Genomic DNA, 15,305 nt, shown 5'->3' on the forward strand with positions numbered 1-15,305 from the left:
GGAAAACAGATCCCGAGAAAAACAGACTTCTGGAGAAACGGTCATGGAAAACAGCATTTATCTGGATGAGGCCCGCGACCCGCTGATCATTGCGGAGGGCTGGATGAAGGACGGCAAGGACGTGGCCATCGCGACAGTGGTCGAGACCTGGGGTTCGGCGCCCCGACCTGTAGGCAGCCATCTGGTCATCGACGCCGACGGCAATTTCCACGGCTCCGTCTCGGGCGGCTGCGTCGAAGGCGCTGTGGTCAGCGAGGCCATCGACGTCATCGACAGCGGCAAGGCCAGGATGCTGGAGTTCGGTGTTGCCGATGAGACCGCATGGCAGGTCGGCCTGTCCTGTGGCGGCCGCATCAAGGTGTATGTGGAAAGACTGGGCTAGAGCATGCCCAAAAGTGGGGCCCGGTTTTTGGACAAGATCATGCTCGGACAAGAGATTTCCTGATGGATCCCTACGCCTTAAAAACTTTGAACGCCGAACGACGCGCTCGCCGAGCAGCGATCCTTGTCACCGATCTCGGTGACGGCCGCGACAGGATCGTGCGCGAGGGCGATCAGGTCGCCGGCGATCTTGGCGCCGCGATCGCCAGGGCGTTTCGCACAGGCAACTCCGGTTCGGTCGAAGCCGAGGGGCGGAATTTCTTTCTCAACGCGCATCTGCCGCAGCCGCGTCTGGTCGTGATTGGCGCTGTCCATATCAGCCAGGCGCTGGCGCCGATGGCGAAGATCGCCGGCTATCCCGTGGAGATCATCGACCCCCGCACCGCTTTCGCCACGCCGGACCGCTTTCCCGAGGTGGCGCTTCATGCCGAATGGCCGGAGGATGTGCTGGAGCGCCAGCCGCTCGACAGCTACACCGCACTTGCCGCCGTCACCCATGACCCGAAGGTCGATGATTTCGCCCTGAAGGCCGCGCTCGACGCCAACTGTTTCTATGTCGGGGCGCTCGGTAGCAGGAAGACGCATGCCAAGCGGGTCGAACGCCTGCTGGCGCTGGGCGCGAGCGCCGATCAGATCGCCCGTATCCATGCGCCGATCGGGCTCGACATCGGTGCTGCCAGCCCGGGAGAGATCGCCGTTGCGGTGTTGGCCCAGGCGATCCACGCCTTCCGCTCGCGCGGTTTCGATGCCTCCGCATCGGCTCCAAAATCGAAATCGATTTTGGAAAAGCACGATGCGTAGATTCAAAGTAGTAGAGCGTCCTTTGCGCGTCCAAAAGGACGCGCGGCGCTCTACGGGCGCTGCGGCGTGAAATTCGGCCCGATCCCGATCGAGACCGCGGAAGGCGCGGTGCTGGCGCACTCCACCACCGCTGGTGAACGCCGCTTCCGCAAGGCGCACAGGCTCAGCGCCGAAGATGTGGCGCTGCTGCGGGCCGCCGGCATTTCGCAGGTCGTTGCAGCCGTGCTGGCTGCCGACGACCTCGGCGAGGATGCCGCCGCGCAGGAAATAGCTGAGAGCATGACCTTTCGCGGGATCGAGGCGAGGCCTGCCGCGACCGGGCGGATCAACCTCCATGCCAAGGCGCCGGGCATCTTCACGGTCGATGCCGCTGCCATCGACGCCATCAATGCCATCGATCCCGCCATCACCATCGCCACGCTGGCGCAGCATGCGCCGGTCGAGAAAGGCCAGATGGTCGCGACCGTGAAGATCATCCCCTTCGCGGTCAGTGCAGCGCTGGTCGGCGCCGCGACAGAAATCTGCGCCGCAGGCGAGATCTTTGCCGTCAATGCCTACCGGCCCGTGCGTGTCGGCGTCATCCAGACGGTTCTACCCGGCATCAAGCCTTCCGTGCTCGACAAGACGCTGCGCGTCACCGAAGCGCGGCTGGCGCGTACGGGCGGCAGATTGACGGCCGAGCGCCGCACGCCGCATGAGATCGCTCCGGTGGCGGAGGCCGCGGCTTCGCTGGCACGCGACAATGACATGGTGGTGATCTTCGGCGCCTCGGCGATGAGCGATTTCGCCGATGTCATTCCCGCGGCGATCGAGAGGGCGGGTGGTGCAGTCATCCGCGCGGGCATGCCGGTCGATCCCGGCAATCTGCTGGTGCTGGGCACGCTCGGCGGTAAGCACGTCATCGGCGCGCCCGGCTGCGCCCGCAGCCCCAAGGAGAATGGTTTCGACTGGGTGCTGGACCGGTTGATCGCCGGTATCGACGTGACCGCCAGGGATATTGCCGGCATGGGGGTCGGCGGGCTGTTGATGGAAATCCCGACACGGCCGCAGCCGCGCGAACCGCTGCCGGCCAAATCTCAGCTCAAGGTCGGCATCGTGCTGCTGGCGGCCGGCCGGTCGAGCCGCATGGGCGGGCCGAACAAGCTGCTGGCACTGTTCGACGGCAAGCCGCTGGTGCGCCGCACCGCTGAGCGGGCGCTTGGCTCGAAGGCGTCCAGCACTGTCGTCGTCACCGGCCACCAGCGCGAGCGGGTGCGCGCGGCACTGGCGGGCCTCGACGTGACCTTCGCCGACAATCCCGATTTTGCCGAGGGCCTGTCCACCTCGCTGAAAGCCGGCATCGCCTATCTGCCGGAAGATTCCGCCGGCGTGATGATCGTTCTCGGTGACATGCCTGATATCACGTCCGACGACCTCGACAGATTGATCGATGCTTTCCGCAAGGCCGGCGGCAATGCGGTGGTCCGCGCCTCGCATGACGGCAAGCGCGGCAATCCGGTGCTGTTGCCGCGTTCGCTGTTTCCCGCGATCGCCCATCTCGAAGGCGACACCGGCGCACGCCATCTGGTCGAGACCGAAGGGCTCGATGTCATCGATGTCGAGATCGGCGCGGCGGCATCTGTCGATGTCGACACGCGCGAGGCGCTGGAAGGCGCCGGCGGCGTGCTGCAGGATTGACAAACCCAAGCTGAATTACGCATGCCTTGGACATGTCTATTCGCCGCCAAATTTTCTGTGCCTTTGCAGTCGCGACCGCGTTGCTGTCTTCGGCCGCGCAAAGTCAGGCGTTGTCCCTAAAACCCTTCAAGGACGATCTCTTCGCCTATCCAGCCACGCTGTCGTCCGACACCAATGGCGCCTACACGGTCATCGATTACCGCGAGATGCGCGACATCAACCAGCGTGACCAGGTGCCCGAGCGGCGGGTGAACGCCCAATATACCGACGCCAGCGTGCGCAAGGTGCAGCAGGATCTGTTGCTGAAGACCGATGCCGGCGATGTCAGGCATGTCGCCGTCGGCAAGACCGAGGGCGCCGGCATCATCGTGCTTTACCTGCACGGGCAGGGCGGCAGCCGCAAGCAGGGTGTCGACGACTTCACTTTCGGCGGCAATTTCAACCGGCTCAAGAACCTGATGGCCAGCAATGGCGGCCTCTATCTCAGTCCTGATTTCCCCGATTTCGGCGATACGGGAGCGGCGCAGGTGGCGGCGCTGATCGGTCATTATGCCGAACAGTCGCCCGGCGCGAAGATCTTCGTCGCCTGCGGCTCGATGGGCGGCGCGCTGTGCTGGGAGCTGGCCGCGCGCAAGGACACGGGCGGACGCATCAATGGTCTGCTGCTGCTCGGTTCGCTGTGGGATGAGAGCTTTTTCACCAGCCCGGCCTTCAAGCGCCGCGTGCCGGTCTTCTTCGGCCAGGGCAGCCACGACGTGGTCTACCCCGTGGCAAAGCAGGAGGCGTTCTTTCGCTCGATCCTGGCCAAATCGAAGACCTATCCGACCCGCTTCGTCCGTTTCGAGACCGGCACCCATGGTACGCCGATTCGCATGACCGACTGGCGCGGCACACTCAACTGGATGCTGTCGAAGGCGCCCTGATCGATCAGCCTGCAAGCTCGTGTGAGGCTCAGGGCGCGGTGTTGTAGTCGACGACAGTCTCGGGGTTTTGCTCCCCGTCATAGGACGCATCGACGTCGTACTGGACCAGCGAGAAATTGCCGTTGCGAAACAGGTACGTCCCCGCGTCGGACGCATCGCCGATGCCGCGCCACTTGTTGAACGTGGTGATCGTGTGGGCGGCTTCGTCATAGTCGGAATTGACTGCCCAGCCGGACGTCTGGAAACCGACGATGGTCATGCCCAGCAATTTGCCGTTGCTGTCATTGTTCTCGTATCGGATATCCATTTTGGGTTCGGCGAACTGCAATTGCTGCACGCCCGATGTCTCGTCGGTCATGTAGTAGACCGAGCTTTCATTGTAGGCGGCGGCCGAGCAGGAAAAATGGAACAGTCGCGTTTCCTTGTCGGGATCGCCGGGCTGCGCATCCTTGTCCTTGTATTTGATCGAAAAAACGGTCGGTTCATTGGCGAGGAACTGCTTGTCGCACTGGTCGCCATAGGTTGCCAGAAAGGCCTTCTTGGCCTGCTCCAGTGCGGTGTCTTTCTTTGGCGGTGGCGGGCCATCGCCGCAGCTTGGCGGCAGCGCCTCCTCGAAATCGGCAGTGGAGGGCTTCAGTGCCCCTTTCTCGATGTGGATCGGATCGAAGGGTGGCTCCACTTGTGTCTGGGCATTCACCTGGCGCAGCGTGTAGCACCCGGCAAAGACCTTTTTGCCGCCGCTCTTGTCGGTGGCGCGGACGGCGACGGGGACGTTGTAGAAAATGCTGCCGGCCGCACCTTCGTCGGAAACAGCCCCGGTCTCGACCTCGACCTTGTCGGTGCCATCAAAACCCTTGACGAAACTGTCGAAATCCTTTGCCGGCTTTGTATCGCCGAAATAACCCCAGGCGCGGGCGAATTCGTGCCGGCTGATGGCGCTGTAGAGCGAACGCACAACCGCATCGGCGCTAGACCGGTCGTCGACATAGGGCGTTTCGGGGGCATCGTCGGCCGCCAATAGCGTCTGGCCGATCGGGACAAGGGAGAGAAAGGCAGTCGCTGCGAAAAGGGCGCGTCTCATCGGGAACCTCCGCTCGATGGGGAGATTCTACTCTGGCGATTGCGGCAACGTGGTGACGCAGGCTCGGCGGTCTTGAAGAATCGCGCGCGAAGGCGCTACGTCGCGTCCGCCGGCGTTCGGCCGGGTAGGAGATTTGACGTGGCGATATCGATGTATGAGGCATCCGTGCCTGTGTTTTCGGCCAGGCTGAAAGCGCTTTCCAATATGCTTGCGACCGCCGAGCAGAATGCGCTTGACCGCAAGATAGACCCGCAAGTTTTTCTGACGGCGCGGCTGGCGCCAGACATGTTTGCCTTGACCAGGCAGGTGCAGATCGCCACCGATCATGCCAAGGGCGCGCCGTCACGGCTCGCCGGCCGCGAAGTGCCGAAATACGAGGACAATGAGGCGAGTTTTGCCGATATCCAGGCTCGCATCACGAAGACGCTCGACCTTCTCGCGACATTTTCGGCTGCCGAATTCGACGGCTCCGACGACAAGATCATCGAGCTGAAGCTTGGCGGACGGGAAAGTTCGATGCCCGGCCTGCAGTATCTGCTGCATGTGGCCATGCCCAACTTCTATTTCCATCTCACCACGGCTTACGACATCCTTCGCCACAACGGTGTGCCGTTGGGCAAGGCGACGTTTCTGGGGTCGCGCTAAGGAGTTGAGTTTTTTGGAGGTGTCCCGGAGCGATCCGGGACATCCTGAACACCGGATACAGCTAGCGAACGGACATTTCGCGGGCGATGCGGGGGAAGTCGGCCGGCTTGATCCCGATGTCGGCGCGGTCGGCATTGCTCATCGAATGAAGCAGCGCGAGCGCCGAGCGGTATCTCAGATATTCCTGCGGCCGAGGCCGGGCGAACATTTCAGTGAAGAAACCCATGATTCAAGCCCCAAATTGGTCCTCCACGCCAGCCAATATAGGTGAATCGTGACAATTGTGCAGTGCAGCATTTGCATACCTGCCATGTCTTGGCGAATTTTTGCCTTGGCGAATCTTTCGCCATTTTCTGCAACCCGGTGAAACTTTTGGCCGACGCGCACCGTAGCCTCGAATGCTGGCTACATGGCCGGTTTTTCCTCGCCACTCCTGGCGAATTCCGGACTGCGTGAAAATGCAGTCCGGCTTTTGTTTTTGGGATTGCGGTGGGTCAAGCGGTAGACGAGGCGAAGGCTAAATTCGTTAAGATCGGTGCCATGCATTTTTAACGAGCCGGTTCTATGCTTTGATACCCGAATGGTCGGGCGAGGGGGAGGCTGACATCGCTACTGGCGCCAAGCGGGATTTCGCTTCGTTGCTCGACGACCTCTTCATCGCCCCCGACAAGAATGGCGAGGGCGAAGAGGCCGGCGCTCGTCCATCCATCCCGTTCGACTATCTTTCGGTGGCCGATGAACTCCATTCCGGCCGCATCAAGGTTTCCGCTGCCGAATATCGCGAGGCGGGCGCGGATCTGGCGACCGAATTCGCCGCCTTGCTCGATCATGCCAAGCTGGCTCTCGCCGGCGAAGAGCCAAAGCCCGAGGAGAAACTGCCGCCGATCGATCCCGAAGCCATCGCCGTGGAACTCGGCCTCAATCAGCCCAAGCAGGTCGCCGATTTCGGCCGCATGCGCCGCAGCTTTGCCTTTGCCAACCACCCCGACCGTGTCGCTCCGCATCTGCGCCAGCGCGCCATGATCCGCATGCAAGTGGCCAACATGCTGATCGACGAGGCCAAGCGCCGCGCGCTGGCCGGCGCTCGCCGCTAAACCTTTCGGGTTCACGCAAAAGTCGCTCTGGCCAGGCTTGGAGAGCGGCTCTGCTTTGCCTATAGATGCGGCTTCCTCCGCGCAGTCGCGCCAGCCTTCCTCCGGAGCCGAATTCCATGCACAAACGCCGTCTCGGTCGGACCGATCTCCTTGTTACCCAGATCTGCCTGGGCTCCATGACCTGGGGCCAGCAGAACACCGAGGCCGAAGGCCACGCCCAGATGGACCTGGCTTTCTCGCGCGGCGTCAATTTCATCGACACCGCCGAGCTCTATCCGATCCCGCCCAAGGCGGAGACGCAGGGACGGACCGAAAAGATCATCGGCAGCTGGATGAAAGCCAAGGGCAACCGTGACAAGGTAATCCTGGCCTCGAAGGTCGTCGGCCGCACGGCCAACAGCTGGTTTCGCGGCGACAGGCCGTCGCAACTGGTGCGCGCCGATATCTTTGACGCCATCGACAAGTCGCTGGCCAAGCTCGGCACCGACTATATCGACCTCTATCAGATCCACTGGCCGGAGCGGGATATCCCCTGGGGCGCCAACCCGACGCGCGTCGGCGCCGTGTCGCCGCGCGCCGATTCCGTCGGCGCACCGGCCGACGAAACGCCGGTCGCCGAGACGCTTGCCGTGTTCGACGAACTGGTGAAGGCAGGAAAGATACGCCATTTCGGCCTGTCGAACGAGAGTTCCTGGGGCGTGATGCGGTTCCTTGCCGAAGCCGACAAGGACATCGGCCCGCGCGTCGCGTCGATCCAGAACGCCTACAATCTCGTCAACCGCACCTTCGAGGTGAACCTCGCCGAGGTCTGCGAGCGCGAGCAAGTGTCGCTGCTGCCCTATTCGCCGCTGGCACAGGGATACCTGACTGGCAAATACGACCATGGCGCGCGGCCTCAGGGCTCGCGCACGCAGCTATTCAACCGCGGCCAGCGCTACGAGACGCCAGGTGCTGCCGAAGCACAACTTGAATACAATGAGCTGGCGCGCTCCTTTGACCTGGAGCCGGCACTGTTTGCCAATGCCTATGTCTCAAGCCGGCCGTTCGTAACCTCCAACATCGTCGGCGCAACGACGCTTTCGCAGCTCGACATGGCGCTGTCTTCCGTCGATGTCGTCTGGACCGAAGAAATGCAGAAGGCGGTGGATGCGATCCATCAGCGGGTCGGTAATCCCTGTCCTTGAACGGGGATTGGCCGCTGGCCGAATCCAATGATTACAATGGGAGAGGGCAACAATGAATTTTCCGATCGAGCTGGTCCGCGAAAGATTTCCCGCTCTCTCCCTGACCGACAAGGGCCGTCGCCGCATCTATCTCGACAATCCGGCCGGCACGCAGGTGCCGCAAGTCGTCGCAGACGCCGTGTCGCGCTGTCTTTTGACCACCAACGCCAACCTTGGCGGCTATTTCGAAACGACGATTGCCGCGCAGGCCGTCGTCGATGAGGCGCATCGGGCAATGGCCGATTTCCTTGGTGCGGCGAGCCCGGAAGAAATCATCATCGGCGCCAACATGACGACGCTGACCTATCACATGTCGCGCACGCTCGGTCGCACGATGAAGCCCGGCGACGAGATCATCCTCACCCGCATGGACCATGAGGGCAATGTGTCGCCCTGGCTGCAGCTGGCCGAGGATCTCGGCCTCGTCGTGCGCTGGCTGCCGTTCGACGAAAAGAGCTGGCAGGTCGAAGAGGCGACGCTCGCCGGGTTGCTATCCGACAGGACCCGGCTGGTCGCGTTGAACTATGCCAGCAACCTGACTGGTTCCATCAACCGGGTGAAGGCGCTGAGCGCCATCGCCAGGAACGCCGGCGCGCTGGTCTATGTCGATGCCGTGCAGTTCGCCCCGCACGGCCTGATCGACGTTCAGGAGCTCGGCTGCGATTTCTTGATCTGTTCGGCCTACAAATTCTTCGGCCCGCATATGGGCATTTTGTGGGGCCAGCATGATGTCATCGATGATCTGAAACCCTACAAGTGCCGCTGTTCATCCAACGGCCTGCCGGAGCGGTTCGAGCTGGGCACGCCGCAGATCGAACTGATGGCCGGCCTCACGGCCGCGGTCGATTACTTCGCCGACCTTGGCGCGGCAGCGGGCGAGGGTGGATCGCGAAGGCAGAAGATCGCCAAGGCGTTCGCGGTGTCGATCGCCTATGAAAACCCGCTGGCGCAACAGCTGATCGACGGTCTGTCCGATATCGAGGGTCTGACCATCCACGGCATCACCGATCCGAAGCGGATTGGCGAGCGCGTGCCGACGGTGTCCTTCACCGTCGACGGCATCGTGCCGGAGACGATCGTACGGCAGATGAACGCCGAGAACATCTTCCTGTGGTCGGGGCACAACTATGCCTGGGAGATCGTCCATCAACTCGGCATCCCGGCCGAGTATGGCGTCGTGCGCATCGGCATCGCTCACTACAACACATCTGCCGAAATCGACGAGACGCTGGAGAGCGTGCACCGGGTCATCGCCATGCTCAGGCAGCAGCGCTCCTGACACTGGCTTGAGTACTCACCGCATCTTGCCGCCGAAGCCGGTGAGGAACGCGGTGAGATTGTCGCCGAGTTCGTCGCAGAGGTAGCCGCCCTCCTGGACGATGACCGTCGGCAGGTCGAGCTTTGCGATGGCCTCGCCGATGCGCGAGAAACCCGGCGTCGTCACCGAAAGTCCGCCGAACGGATCGCCCTCGAACGCATCGAGCCCGAGCGCCACGACCAGCGCGTCGGGCGAAAAGGCACGGATGCGCTGGAACGCTACCTCGAGCGCTTCGAGAAACGCCGCGTCGGCGGATTTGCGTGGCAGCGGCAGGTTGAAATTGTAGCCGAGGCCTGGCCCTTCGCCGCGCTCGTCGGCATGGCCCCAGAAGAACGGGTAGAAACGCACGGGATCGGCATGCAGCGAGACGGTCAGCACATCCGGTCGTGCATAGAAGATGCCTTGCGTGCCGTTGCCGTGATGCAGGTCGACATCGAGGATCGCCACCCGTGCGGCCTGTTTACGCAGAGCCTGTGCGGCGACGGCCGAATTGTTGATGAAACAGAAGCCGCCGGCGACATCGGCAAAGGCGTGGTGACCGGGCGGGCGGCATAGCGCGTAGGCGGCCGGTACGCCTGACATCACCGCCTCGGCCGCATCGACCGCGCTCCAGACGCTCCACAGCGCGCTTTGCCAAGTCTCGCCCGAGATCGGGCAAGCAGTATCGGCCATGTGGTAGCCGGCCTGCCCGACTGCCGAGGCCGGGTAGGAGCCGTTGCGCGCGATCGGATGGATGTTGGGGATCACTTCGGCCGAAGCGCCCTCGATGCGCTGCCAGCGCGCGTAGATATGCTCGATGAAATCCAGATATTCGGGCGTATGCACAGCCGCGACCGGGCCGAGCCCATGGTTGCGAGGTCGCTCGATCGTGCAGCCAGCATATTTTGCGCCGGATAACAATCTCTCGACGCGCTCCGGCTTTTCCGGATTGGGCTGCGCCGCGCCGCTTGACAGAAAGGCCTTGGGGTCGTGACGCTTCTGTTCCTCGGCATAGAAGGCTTTCATTCCGGATCCTCGTTCTGCGGCGCATCGGCGAAGGCAAAGAACGCCTCGCCAATGATTTTCTGGGTCTGCTCATAGCTCGACCAGGCGATGCCCAGCCTTTCGTAGAAGGTCTTGGCGCCTTCATTGTCGGTGTCGACCGACAGTCGGAGATAGACGCCGCCTTCTTTCCGGCACTGCGCCGCAACATGCCGCAACAGCCGCTCGCCGATCTTGCGCCCGCGAAAACGATCCTCGACATAGAGGTCCTGCACATAGACGCCAGGCCGCCCCATCCAGGTTGAAAAGAACGGAAAATGCAGGCAAAGCCCGGCAAATTCGCCGTCCACCTCGGCGATCAGGGTCGAGAAGGCGGGCTTTTCGCCGAAGCCATAGGTTCTGAGATCGTCCGGTGTCGAGATGATCTCCTCCGGCGCGCCGATATGGGTGCCGAGTTTCAGGATCGCCGCGTGGATCGTTTCGACGTCGTCGAGAGTGCCGAGTCGAAGGAGGATATTGGGCGGGGGGACAATCATCGGAGGTTCGGTGCCCAGGCACCCCCCTCTGTCCTGCCGGACATCTCCCCCGCAAGGAGGGAGATTGGCAGTTTTGATACTACCGCCCATCCTGCAACGTTGGAAGTTAGCGAAAGCCGAAATGACATCCGATCTCCCCCCTTGCGGGGGAGATGTCCGGCAGGACAGAGGGGGGTGCGAAGGAACGCAATCATTTCAGATTGTCTCCCTTTCAAACGCCAGCATCTCAAAACGCCACCCGGTCGCCGCCCTTGAGCGCCAGCATGTCGCGCGCTTCGGTGGGGGTTGCAACCTCCAGCGACAGCCCCTCGAGAATGCCACGGATGCGGCGCACCTGATCGGCATTGGATTTCGCCAGCTGGCGTCCGTCATAGAGACTGTCTTCCAGCCCGACGCGGACATTGCCGCCCATTGCCGCGGCGATCGAAATCAGCGGCATCTGCTGGCGGCCGGCGGCCAGCACCGAGAACTGGTAGCTGTCGCCGAACAATTTGTCGGCGATCCGCTTCATGTGGACGAGATTGTCCGGGTCGGCGCCAATGCCGCCCAGAATGCCCAGCACGAACTGGATGAACAGCGGTCCCGACACCAGTCCCCGGTCGCGGAAATGCGCCAGCGAATAGAGATGGCCGACATCGTAGCATTCGAACTCGAAGCGCGTGCCGCAGCCCTTGCCCAGCCTCTCCAGCACGCCCTCCATGTCCGCGAAGGTGTTCTTGAAGATCGTGTCGCGGGTGGCTTCCAGCAGCTTCGGCTCCCACTCGTGCTGCCATTCCCTCGGCTTGTCGAGCATCGGGAACAGCGCGAAATTCATCGAACCCATGTTGAGCGAGCACATTTCGGGCTCGGCTCTGAGCGGTGCCGCCAGCCGCTGGTCCAAGGTCATCAACGACGAGCCGCCGGTGGTGATGTTGATCACTGCATCGGTCGCCTGTTTGATGCGCGGCAGGAACTGCATGTAGACGTCCGGATCGGCGGTCGGGCGGCCGTCACTCGGATCGCGGGCGTGCAGATGCAGGATCGAAGCACCGGCTTCTGCGGCGGCGATCGCGTCGGCGGCGATCTGGTCCGGCGTCACCGGCAGATAGGGCGACATCGACGGCGTGTGCACCGAGCCGGTGACAGCGCAGGTGATGATGACTTTTCTAGGCGCCATCTTTGTCGCCTCAGCCTTCGACCGGTAGATCGAGTTCGGAGGCCAGAACGTCCAGCGAGTCGCCGATGATGGAGACGATCTCGCCGACCTGCTCCCTGGTGACGATCATCGGCGGCGCGACCATGAAATTGTCGCCGTCGACGCCGCCCTTGACCCTGCGGCCATAGATGATCAGCCCGCGCTGATAGGCGAGGTCGAGCAGCCGTTGCGTGGCTTTCTTGGTCTGGTCGATCGGTCGGAGCGTCTCGGGATCGGCAACCATCTGGGCGCCGGTGAGCAGGCCCTTGCCGCGCACGTCGGCAATGAACGGAAACCGCTTCGCCAGCCCCTTCAGCCCATCCATCAGCACGTCGCCCATGGCGGCCGCATTGGCGATCAGATCGAGCCGGTCCATTTCACCGAGCACAGCCAGCCCGGCGGCGCAGGCCAGCGGGTTGCCGGCATAGGTGTGGCCGTGCTGGAAGCCGCCGGCGTCAAGCAGCGGCTGCACCAGCCGCATCGGGGCGGCGAGCGCGCCAAGCGGCGCATAGCCCGAACCCAGCCCCTTCGACAGCGCAACGATGTCGGGCTTGCAGTTCCAGTGGTCGCCGCCGAGGAATTTGCCGGTGCGGCCGGCGCCGCTCATCACTTCATCGTGGATGAGCAGGATGCCGTAGCGGTCGCAGATCTCGCGGATGCGCGGATAGTAGCTGTCGGGCGCCACCAGCGCTGCGGTCGCAGCGCCACCGATCGGTTCCATGATGAAGGCGACCACGCTCTCCGGCCCTTCGGCCAGGATCTTCTCCTCCAGCATGTCGGCATAGCGGATGCCGCGCTGTTCCATCGAAAGATTGTCGCGGTCGTGCCAGGCGTTCGGCGCCGGCACGGTCGGCATCACCCGCATCATCGGCTCGAAAGTTTCGGCCAGCGCATCGTCGCCGGTAATCGACAGCGAACCCAGCGTGCCGCCATGATAGGAGGGGAAGCGCGTGATCACCTTCCAGCGGCTGGCCTGGCCGGTGGCGACAGCCCATTGCCGCGCCAGCTTGATGCAGGATTCCGTCGCCTCCGAGCCGCCCGAGACGAAGAAGATACGGTCCATGCCTTCCGGCAGCTTGCCGGCCAGCTCACGTGCCAGTTCTTCGGCCGGCTCGTTCTCGAAATGCAGCCGATAGGCGAAGGTGGCGCGGTCCATCTGCCGCTTCATGGCATCCAGCACGTTGCGGTTGGAATGGCCGATATTGGCGACCATCGGGCCGCTCGAGCCGTCGATAAAGCGGCGGCCGTCCTGCGTCCACATATAGATGCCCTCGGCACGGTCGATCAGCGGCCGGCGCAGGCTGGACAGATAGAACAGATGCGAGTCTCGCCGGACTTCGGTTTCTTCAACGGCGGATTGGATTTTCGACATATCAGGGCTTTCCGAGGTAACGATCGAGGACATTTTTTGTGACGCGTTCGACCATCGGGTCCTGTCTTAGCAGGCCGGCGACCCATTCGCAGCTTCCGGCGTGGAACACCTCGCCCTTGCCGCGCGGGAAATTGACGATCATGCCATTGCCGCGTTTGACCTTTTCCAGATTGGCGTCGCTCGCCTCTCCGAACAGTGTTTCGGCGGTGAAGCGACCGTCTTCGTCGGTGAGGAACTGATCCTCGATCGGAATGTCGGCGCTTTCCTCGACCTGGGATGCCATGCCGACCGCGAGAACCTGCAGGCCGTCTGGCGCGCCGCTGGTCGCTGTGGGGTAGGGCAGGCCGCCGCGTATCTCGAAGTCGAGCCCATCGACTTCATAGCCATAGACATGGCTGTCGGAGCCCAGCAGGTCACCATAATAGATGCCGGTGCCGGCAAAGGCCCAGTGCTCCGGCCGGTAGACCGGAAAGCCACGCACGCCGCGCGGCGCGCAACCGCCCCAACCGGTATAAACCCCGCGCGTGGCGTTGAGCCCGAAGGTCGCCGAACCCGGCCGGCCGATTTCCGGCGCTTCCCAGGAGTTGGTGGCGCGGGTGATGTCGCCGCCTGGGAGATAGGCGGGGTCTTCGGCACGCGCGCGATATTTGTAGCAGACCTGCCGGCGGGCCTCGTCTTCCAGCCGCGTCTGCCACATGAAATTGCCGGCAAAGCGCGCCGCATGGCCGCCGCGCTCGACATAGGCGTCGACGGCATCGCGCATTTCCCAGGTCCAGTATTCGTCATGGCCGACGAAGACGGCACAGTCGTAGCCGTCGAGAATTTCGGACGAAAAATGCAGATCGTGCTGGCTGATGAGATCGACGCCATAGCCGGCCTGTTCGGCGAAGCGGAAGAAATGGCTGTCATAGCTGGCCCAGCCCGAAGAGGCGTATTTCTTCGAATGGCCTGTGGCGAGCGCCCATTCCATATGCGGATAGCGGGGAATCGTCTTGGGTGGCACGGCGACTTCCAGCGGCACGCGCGGCGCGTCTTTCGGCAGCACGACGAAGCCGCGGCACCAGGGGCGTTGCGTCGACACGATGGGCGAATACTGGTTGCGATCCGGCCCGGTGATGCCCTGGTAGTGGTTGGAGCCGCCCCAGGTGTTGTAGGCCAGCCATGTGCCTGTCGCAGCCACCTGCAGCACACGGCCGGGTTTACGGCCCGGCTGCGGGCTGACGATGAAAAGATGATGGGATTGGATCGGTTTGCCGTCGCGGCCGTCGGCGGTCAGCGTGACCCGATAGGCGCCGGACGGCCAGTCCGCCCCGACGCGAAATTCGAAGGATACGTCCCAGCCGCAGCCTTCAACCGAACACTGGTCAGGTGTGTCCTGCCGGCGTGCCGCGATGCCCGATTTTTCGAACGCTTTGGTCTCGCTGCCGCCATCCCGGGTGATTGTCATGCCGAAGTTCGGAGCTGTCGAACTGACATGCAACGCCACCGTTTCGCCGGCGCGATAGGAAAAGCGGTCGCTGTAGCACCAGATCTCGCCGCGCTCGCCATCCATCCCCGGCCATTCGTAGTAATGGCCACGCACCGCGTGGCGGCGCTGCTCCGGCGTCAGTCCGAAATCGGGGAATTCGGTCGGCAGATGGGTCATGAACACCTGAAAGGTCGAAGGCCGCCATTTCGGCGATCTGCTGTCGTTGCGTCAAATGGAAACGATCGGACCAGCATTCGTTAGCCGCACCCTTGGCCGCCTCCATCAAACGGACTATCTCAGGGCAGGCGGCGTTTCCGCCACGGGGGTCGGAATGCTCAGAGTGCAAAAGGTCAAAGTCGACGAGATCTACGTGCCGACAGCGCGCAAGAAGACGCTGCATCCCGAGACCGTCCGCCATCTGGCCGAGGACATTCTGGAAAACGGCATGAAGACGCCGATCCAGGTCCGCCATGACGGCAAACGCCACATCCTCGTCGAAGGCCTGCACCGGCTGGAAGCGGCAAAGTGGCTCGGCGAGACCGAAATCGAGGCTTATCTGGTGCAAGCCAAGCGCCACTGACACTTCCTTCGTTCCCCACGGACCGACGCGGAGCAGGGACGTCATCGCAAA

General features: G+C 63.0%; 16 protein-coding genes. 9 read left to right on the forward strand and 7 right to left on the reverse strand.

Features of this window, described 5'->3' with window-relative positions:
• Positions 1-43 precede the first annotated feature (43 nt).
• The 4 genes from NKH95_RS05350 to NKH95_RS05365 all read left to right on the forward strand — a co-directional run bounded on the left by NKH95_RS05350 (position 44) and on the right by NKH95_RS05365 (position 3,782).
• A complete protein-coding gene (locus tag NKH95_RS05350; protein ID WP_013532112.1) occupies positions 44-382 on the forward strand; it encodes an XdhC family protein in 339 nt (112 codons plus the stop codon).
• 62 nt (positions 383-444) lie between these two features.
• Complete coding sequence (locus NKH95_RS05355; protein ID WP_352440163.1) at positions 445-1,182, forward strand: XdhC family protein; 738 nt, start codon at positions 445-447, stop codon at positions 1,180-1,182.
• Between the two features lie 66 nt (positions 1,183-1,248).
• On the forward strand, positions 1,249-2,859 hold the full coding sequence (locus tag NKH95_RS05360; RefSeq protein WP_352891150.1) for an NTP transferase domain-containing protein: 1,611 nt from the start codon (positions 1,249-1,251) through the stop codon (positions 2,857-2,859).
• A gap of 32 nt (positions 2,860-2,891) precedes the next feature.
• Complete coding sequence (locus NKH95_RS05365; RefSeq protein WP_352552699.1) at positions 2,892-3,782, forward strand: alpha/beta hydrolase; 891 nt, start codon at positions 2,892-2,894, stop codon at positions 3,780-3,782.
• A 28-nt stretch (positions 3,783-3,810) separates the two neighbouring features.
• On the opposite strand, the gene NKH95_RS05370 is transcribed toward NKH95_RS05365, so the two are convergent.
• Positions 3,811-4,863 carry a DUF1176 domain-containing protein gene (locus NKH95_RS05370; RefSeq protein WP_352759215.1) on the reverse strand — a complete coding sequence of 351 codons (1,053 nt, stop codon included), beginning with the start codon at positions 4,861-4,863 and terminating at the stop codon, positions 3,811-3,813.
• Positions 4,864-5,001: 138 nt separating this feature from the next.
• Between NKH95_RS05370 and NKH95_RS05375 the strand changes: the two genes are divergently transcribed.
• On the forward strand, positions 5,002-5,508 hold the full coding sequence (locus tag NKH95_RS05375) for a DUF1993 domain-containing protein (RefSeq protein ID WP_027036955.1): 507 nt from the start codon (positions 5,002-5,004) through the stop codon (positions 5,506-5,508).
• A gap of 61 nt (positions 5,509-5,569) precedes the next feature.
• Here NKH95_RS05375 and NKH95_RS05380 read toward each other — a convergent pair whose 3' ends face one another.
• A complete protein-coding gene (locus NKH95_RS05380) occupies positions 5,570-5,734 on the reverse strand; it encodes a hypothetical protein (RefSeq protein ID WP_128303299.1) in 165 nt (54 codons plus the stop codon).
• 412 nt (positions 5,735-6,146) lie between these two features.
• Between NKH95_RS05380 and NKH95_RS05385 the strand changes: the two genes are divergently transcribed.
• From NKH95_RS05385 to NKH95_RS05395, 3 genes are all read left to right on the forward strand, one after another.
• On the forward strand, positions 6,147-6,602 hold the full coding sequence (locus NKH95_RS05385) for a hypothetical protein (RefSeq protein WP_127258340.1): 456 nt from the start codon (positions 6,147-6,149) through the stop codon (positions 6,600-6,602).
• Between the two features lie 116 nt (positions 6,603-6,718).
• A complete protein-coding gene (locus NKH95_RS05390; RefSeq protein ID WP_352796647.1) occupies positions 6,719-7,786 on the forward strand; it encodes an aldo/keto reductase in 1,068 nt (355 codons plus the stop codon).
• Positions 7,787-7,838: 52 nt separating this feature from the next.
• Complete coding sequence (locus NKH95_RS05395; RefSeq protein ID WP_352440169.1) at positions 7,839-9,104, forward strand: cysteine desulfurase-like protein; 1,266 nt, start codon at positions 7,839-7,841, stop codon at positions 9,102-9,104.
• A gap of 15 nt (positions 9,105-9,119) precedes the next feature.
• Here NKH95_RS05395 and NKH95_RS05400 read toward each other — a convergent pair whose 3' ends face one another.
• From NKH95_RS05400 to NKH95_RS05420, 5 genes are all read right to left on the reverse strand, one after another.
• Entirely contained in the window at positions 9,120-10,148 is a 1,029-nt protein-coding gene (locus NKH95_RS05400; protein ID WP_352891151.1) for a histone deacetylase family protein, read from the reverse strand.
• Positions 10,145-10,660 carry a GNAT family N-acetyltransferase gene (locus tag NKH95_RS05405; protein WP_352891152.1) on the reverse strand — a complete coding sequence of 172 codons (516 nt, stop codon included), beginning with the start codon at positions 10,658-10,660 and terminating at the stop codon, positions 10,145-10,147. Before NKH95_RS05405 ends, NKH95_RS05400 begins: the two co-directional genes overlap by 4 nt.
• Before the next feature lie 226 nt (positions 10,661-10,886).
• On the reverse strand, positions 10,887-11,816 hold the full coding sequence (gene kce / locus NKH95_RS05410; RefSeq protein WP_352891153.1) for a 3,5-dioxohexanoate:acetyl-CoA acetone transferase: 930 nt from the start codon (positions 11,814-11,816) through the stop codon (positions 10,887-10,889).
• A gap of 10 nt (positions 11,817-11,826) precedes the next feature.
• Positions 11,827-13,206, reverse strand: coding sequence for an aminotransferase family protein (locus NKH95_RS05415; protein WP_352891154.1), 1,380 nt, complete (start codon positions 13,204-13,206; stop codon positions 11,827-11,829).
• Position 13,207: 1 nt separating this feature from the next.
• Positions 13,208-14,851, reverse strand: coding sequence for a N,N-dimethylformamidase beta subunit family domain-containing protein (locus NKH95_RS05420; protein WP_023810369.1), 1,644 nt, complete (start codon positions 14,849-14,851; stop codon positions 13,208-13,210).
• A gap of 154 nt (positions 14,852-15,005) precedes the next feature.
• Between NKH95_RS05420 and NKH95_RS05425 the strand changes: the two genes are divergently transcribed.
• On the forward strand, positions 15,006-15,254 hold the full coding sequence (locus NKH95_RS05425; RefSeq protein WP_013532091.1) for a ParB N-terminal domain-containing protein: 249 nt from the start codon (positions 15,006-15,008) through the stop codon (positions 15,252-15,254).
• Positions 15,255-15,305 lie beyond the last annotated feature (51 nt).

The sequence above is a fragment of the Mesorhizobium sp. M0848 genome (assembly GCF_040319805.1).
Taxonomy (GTDB): domain Bacteria; phylum Pseudomonadota; class Alphaproteobacteria; order Rhizobiales; family Rhizobiaceae; genus Mesorhizobium.

Bases quoted from the DNA above. Each gene is read 5' to 3' on its own strand.
- NKH95_RS05350 (WP_013532112.1), top strand. From the start codon at position 44: ATGGAAAACAGCATTTATCTGGATGAGGCCCGCGACCCGCTGATCATT.
- NKH95_RS05355 (WP_352440163.1), top strand. From the start codon at position 445: ATGGATCCCTACGCCTTAAAAACTTTGAACGCCGAACGACGCGCTCGC.
- NKH95_RS05365 (WP_352552699.1), top strand. From the start codon at position 2,892: ATGTCTATTCGCCGCCAAATTTTCTGTGCCTTTGCAGTCGCGACCGCG.
- NKH95_RS05370 (WP_352759215.1), bottom strand. From the start codon at position 4,863: ATGAGACGCGCCCTTTTCGCAGCGACTGCCTTTCTCTCCCTTGTCCCG.
- NKH95_RS05380 (WP_128303299.1), bottom strand. From the start codon at position 5,734: ATGGGTTTCTTCACTGAAATGTTCGCCCGGCCTCGGCCGCAGGAATAT.
- NKH95_RS05390 (WP_352796647.1), top strand. From the start codon at position 6,719: ATGCACAAACGCCGTCTCGGTCGGACCGATCTCCTTGTTACCCAGATC.
- NKH95_RS05395 (WP_352440169.1), top strand. From the start codon at position 7,839: ATGAATTTTCCGATCGAGCTGGTCCGCGAAAGATTTCCCGCTCTCTCC.
- NKH95_RS05400 (WP_352891151.1), bottom strand. From the start codon at position 10,148: ATGAAAGCCTTCTATGCCGAGGAACAGAAGCGTCACGACCCCAAGGCC.
- NKH95_RS05405 (WP_352891152.1), bottom strand. From the start codon at position 10,660: ATGATTGTCCCCCCGCCCAATATCCTCCTTCGACTCGGCACTCTCGAC.
- kce (WP_352891153.1), bottom strand. From the start codon at position 11,816: ATGGCGCCTAGAAAAGTCATCATCACCTGCGCTGTCACCGGCTCGGTG.
- NKH95_RS05415 (WP_352891154.1), bottom strand. From the start codon at position 13,206: ATGTCGAAAATCCAATCCGCCGTTGAAGAAACCGAAGTCCGGCGAGAC.
- NKH95_RS05420 (WP_023810369.1), bottom strand. From the start codon at position 14,851: ATGACCCATCTGCCGACCGAATTCCCCGATTTCGGACTGACGCCGGAG.
- NKH95_RS05425 (WP_013532091.1), top strand. From the start codon at position 15,006: ATGCTCAGAGTGCAAAAGGTCAAAGTCGACGAGATCTACGTGCCGACA.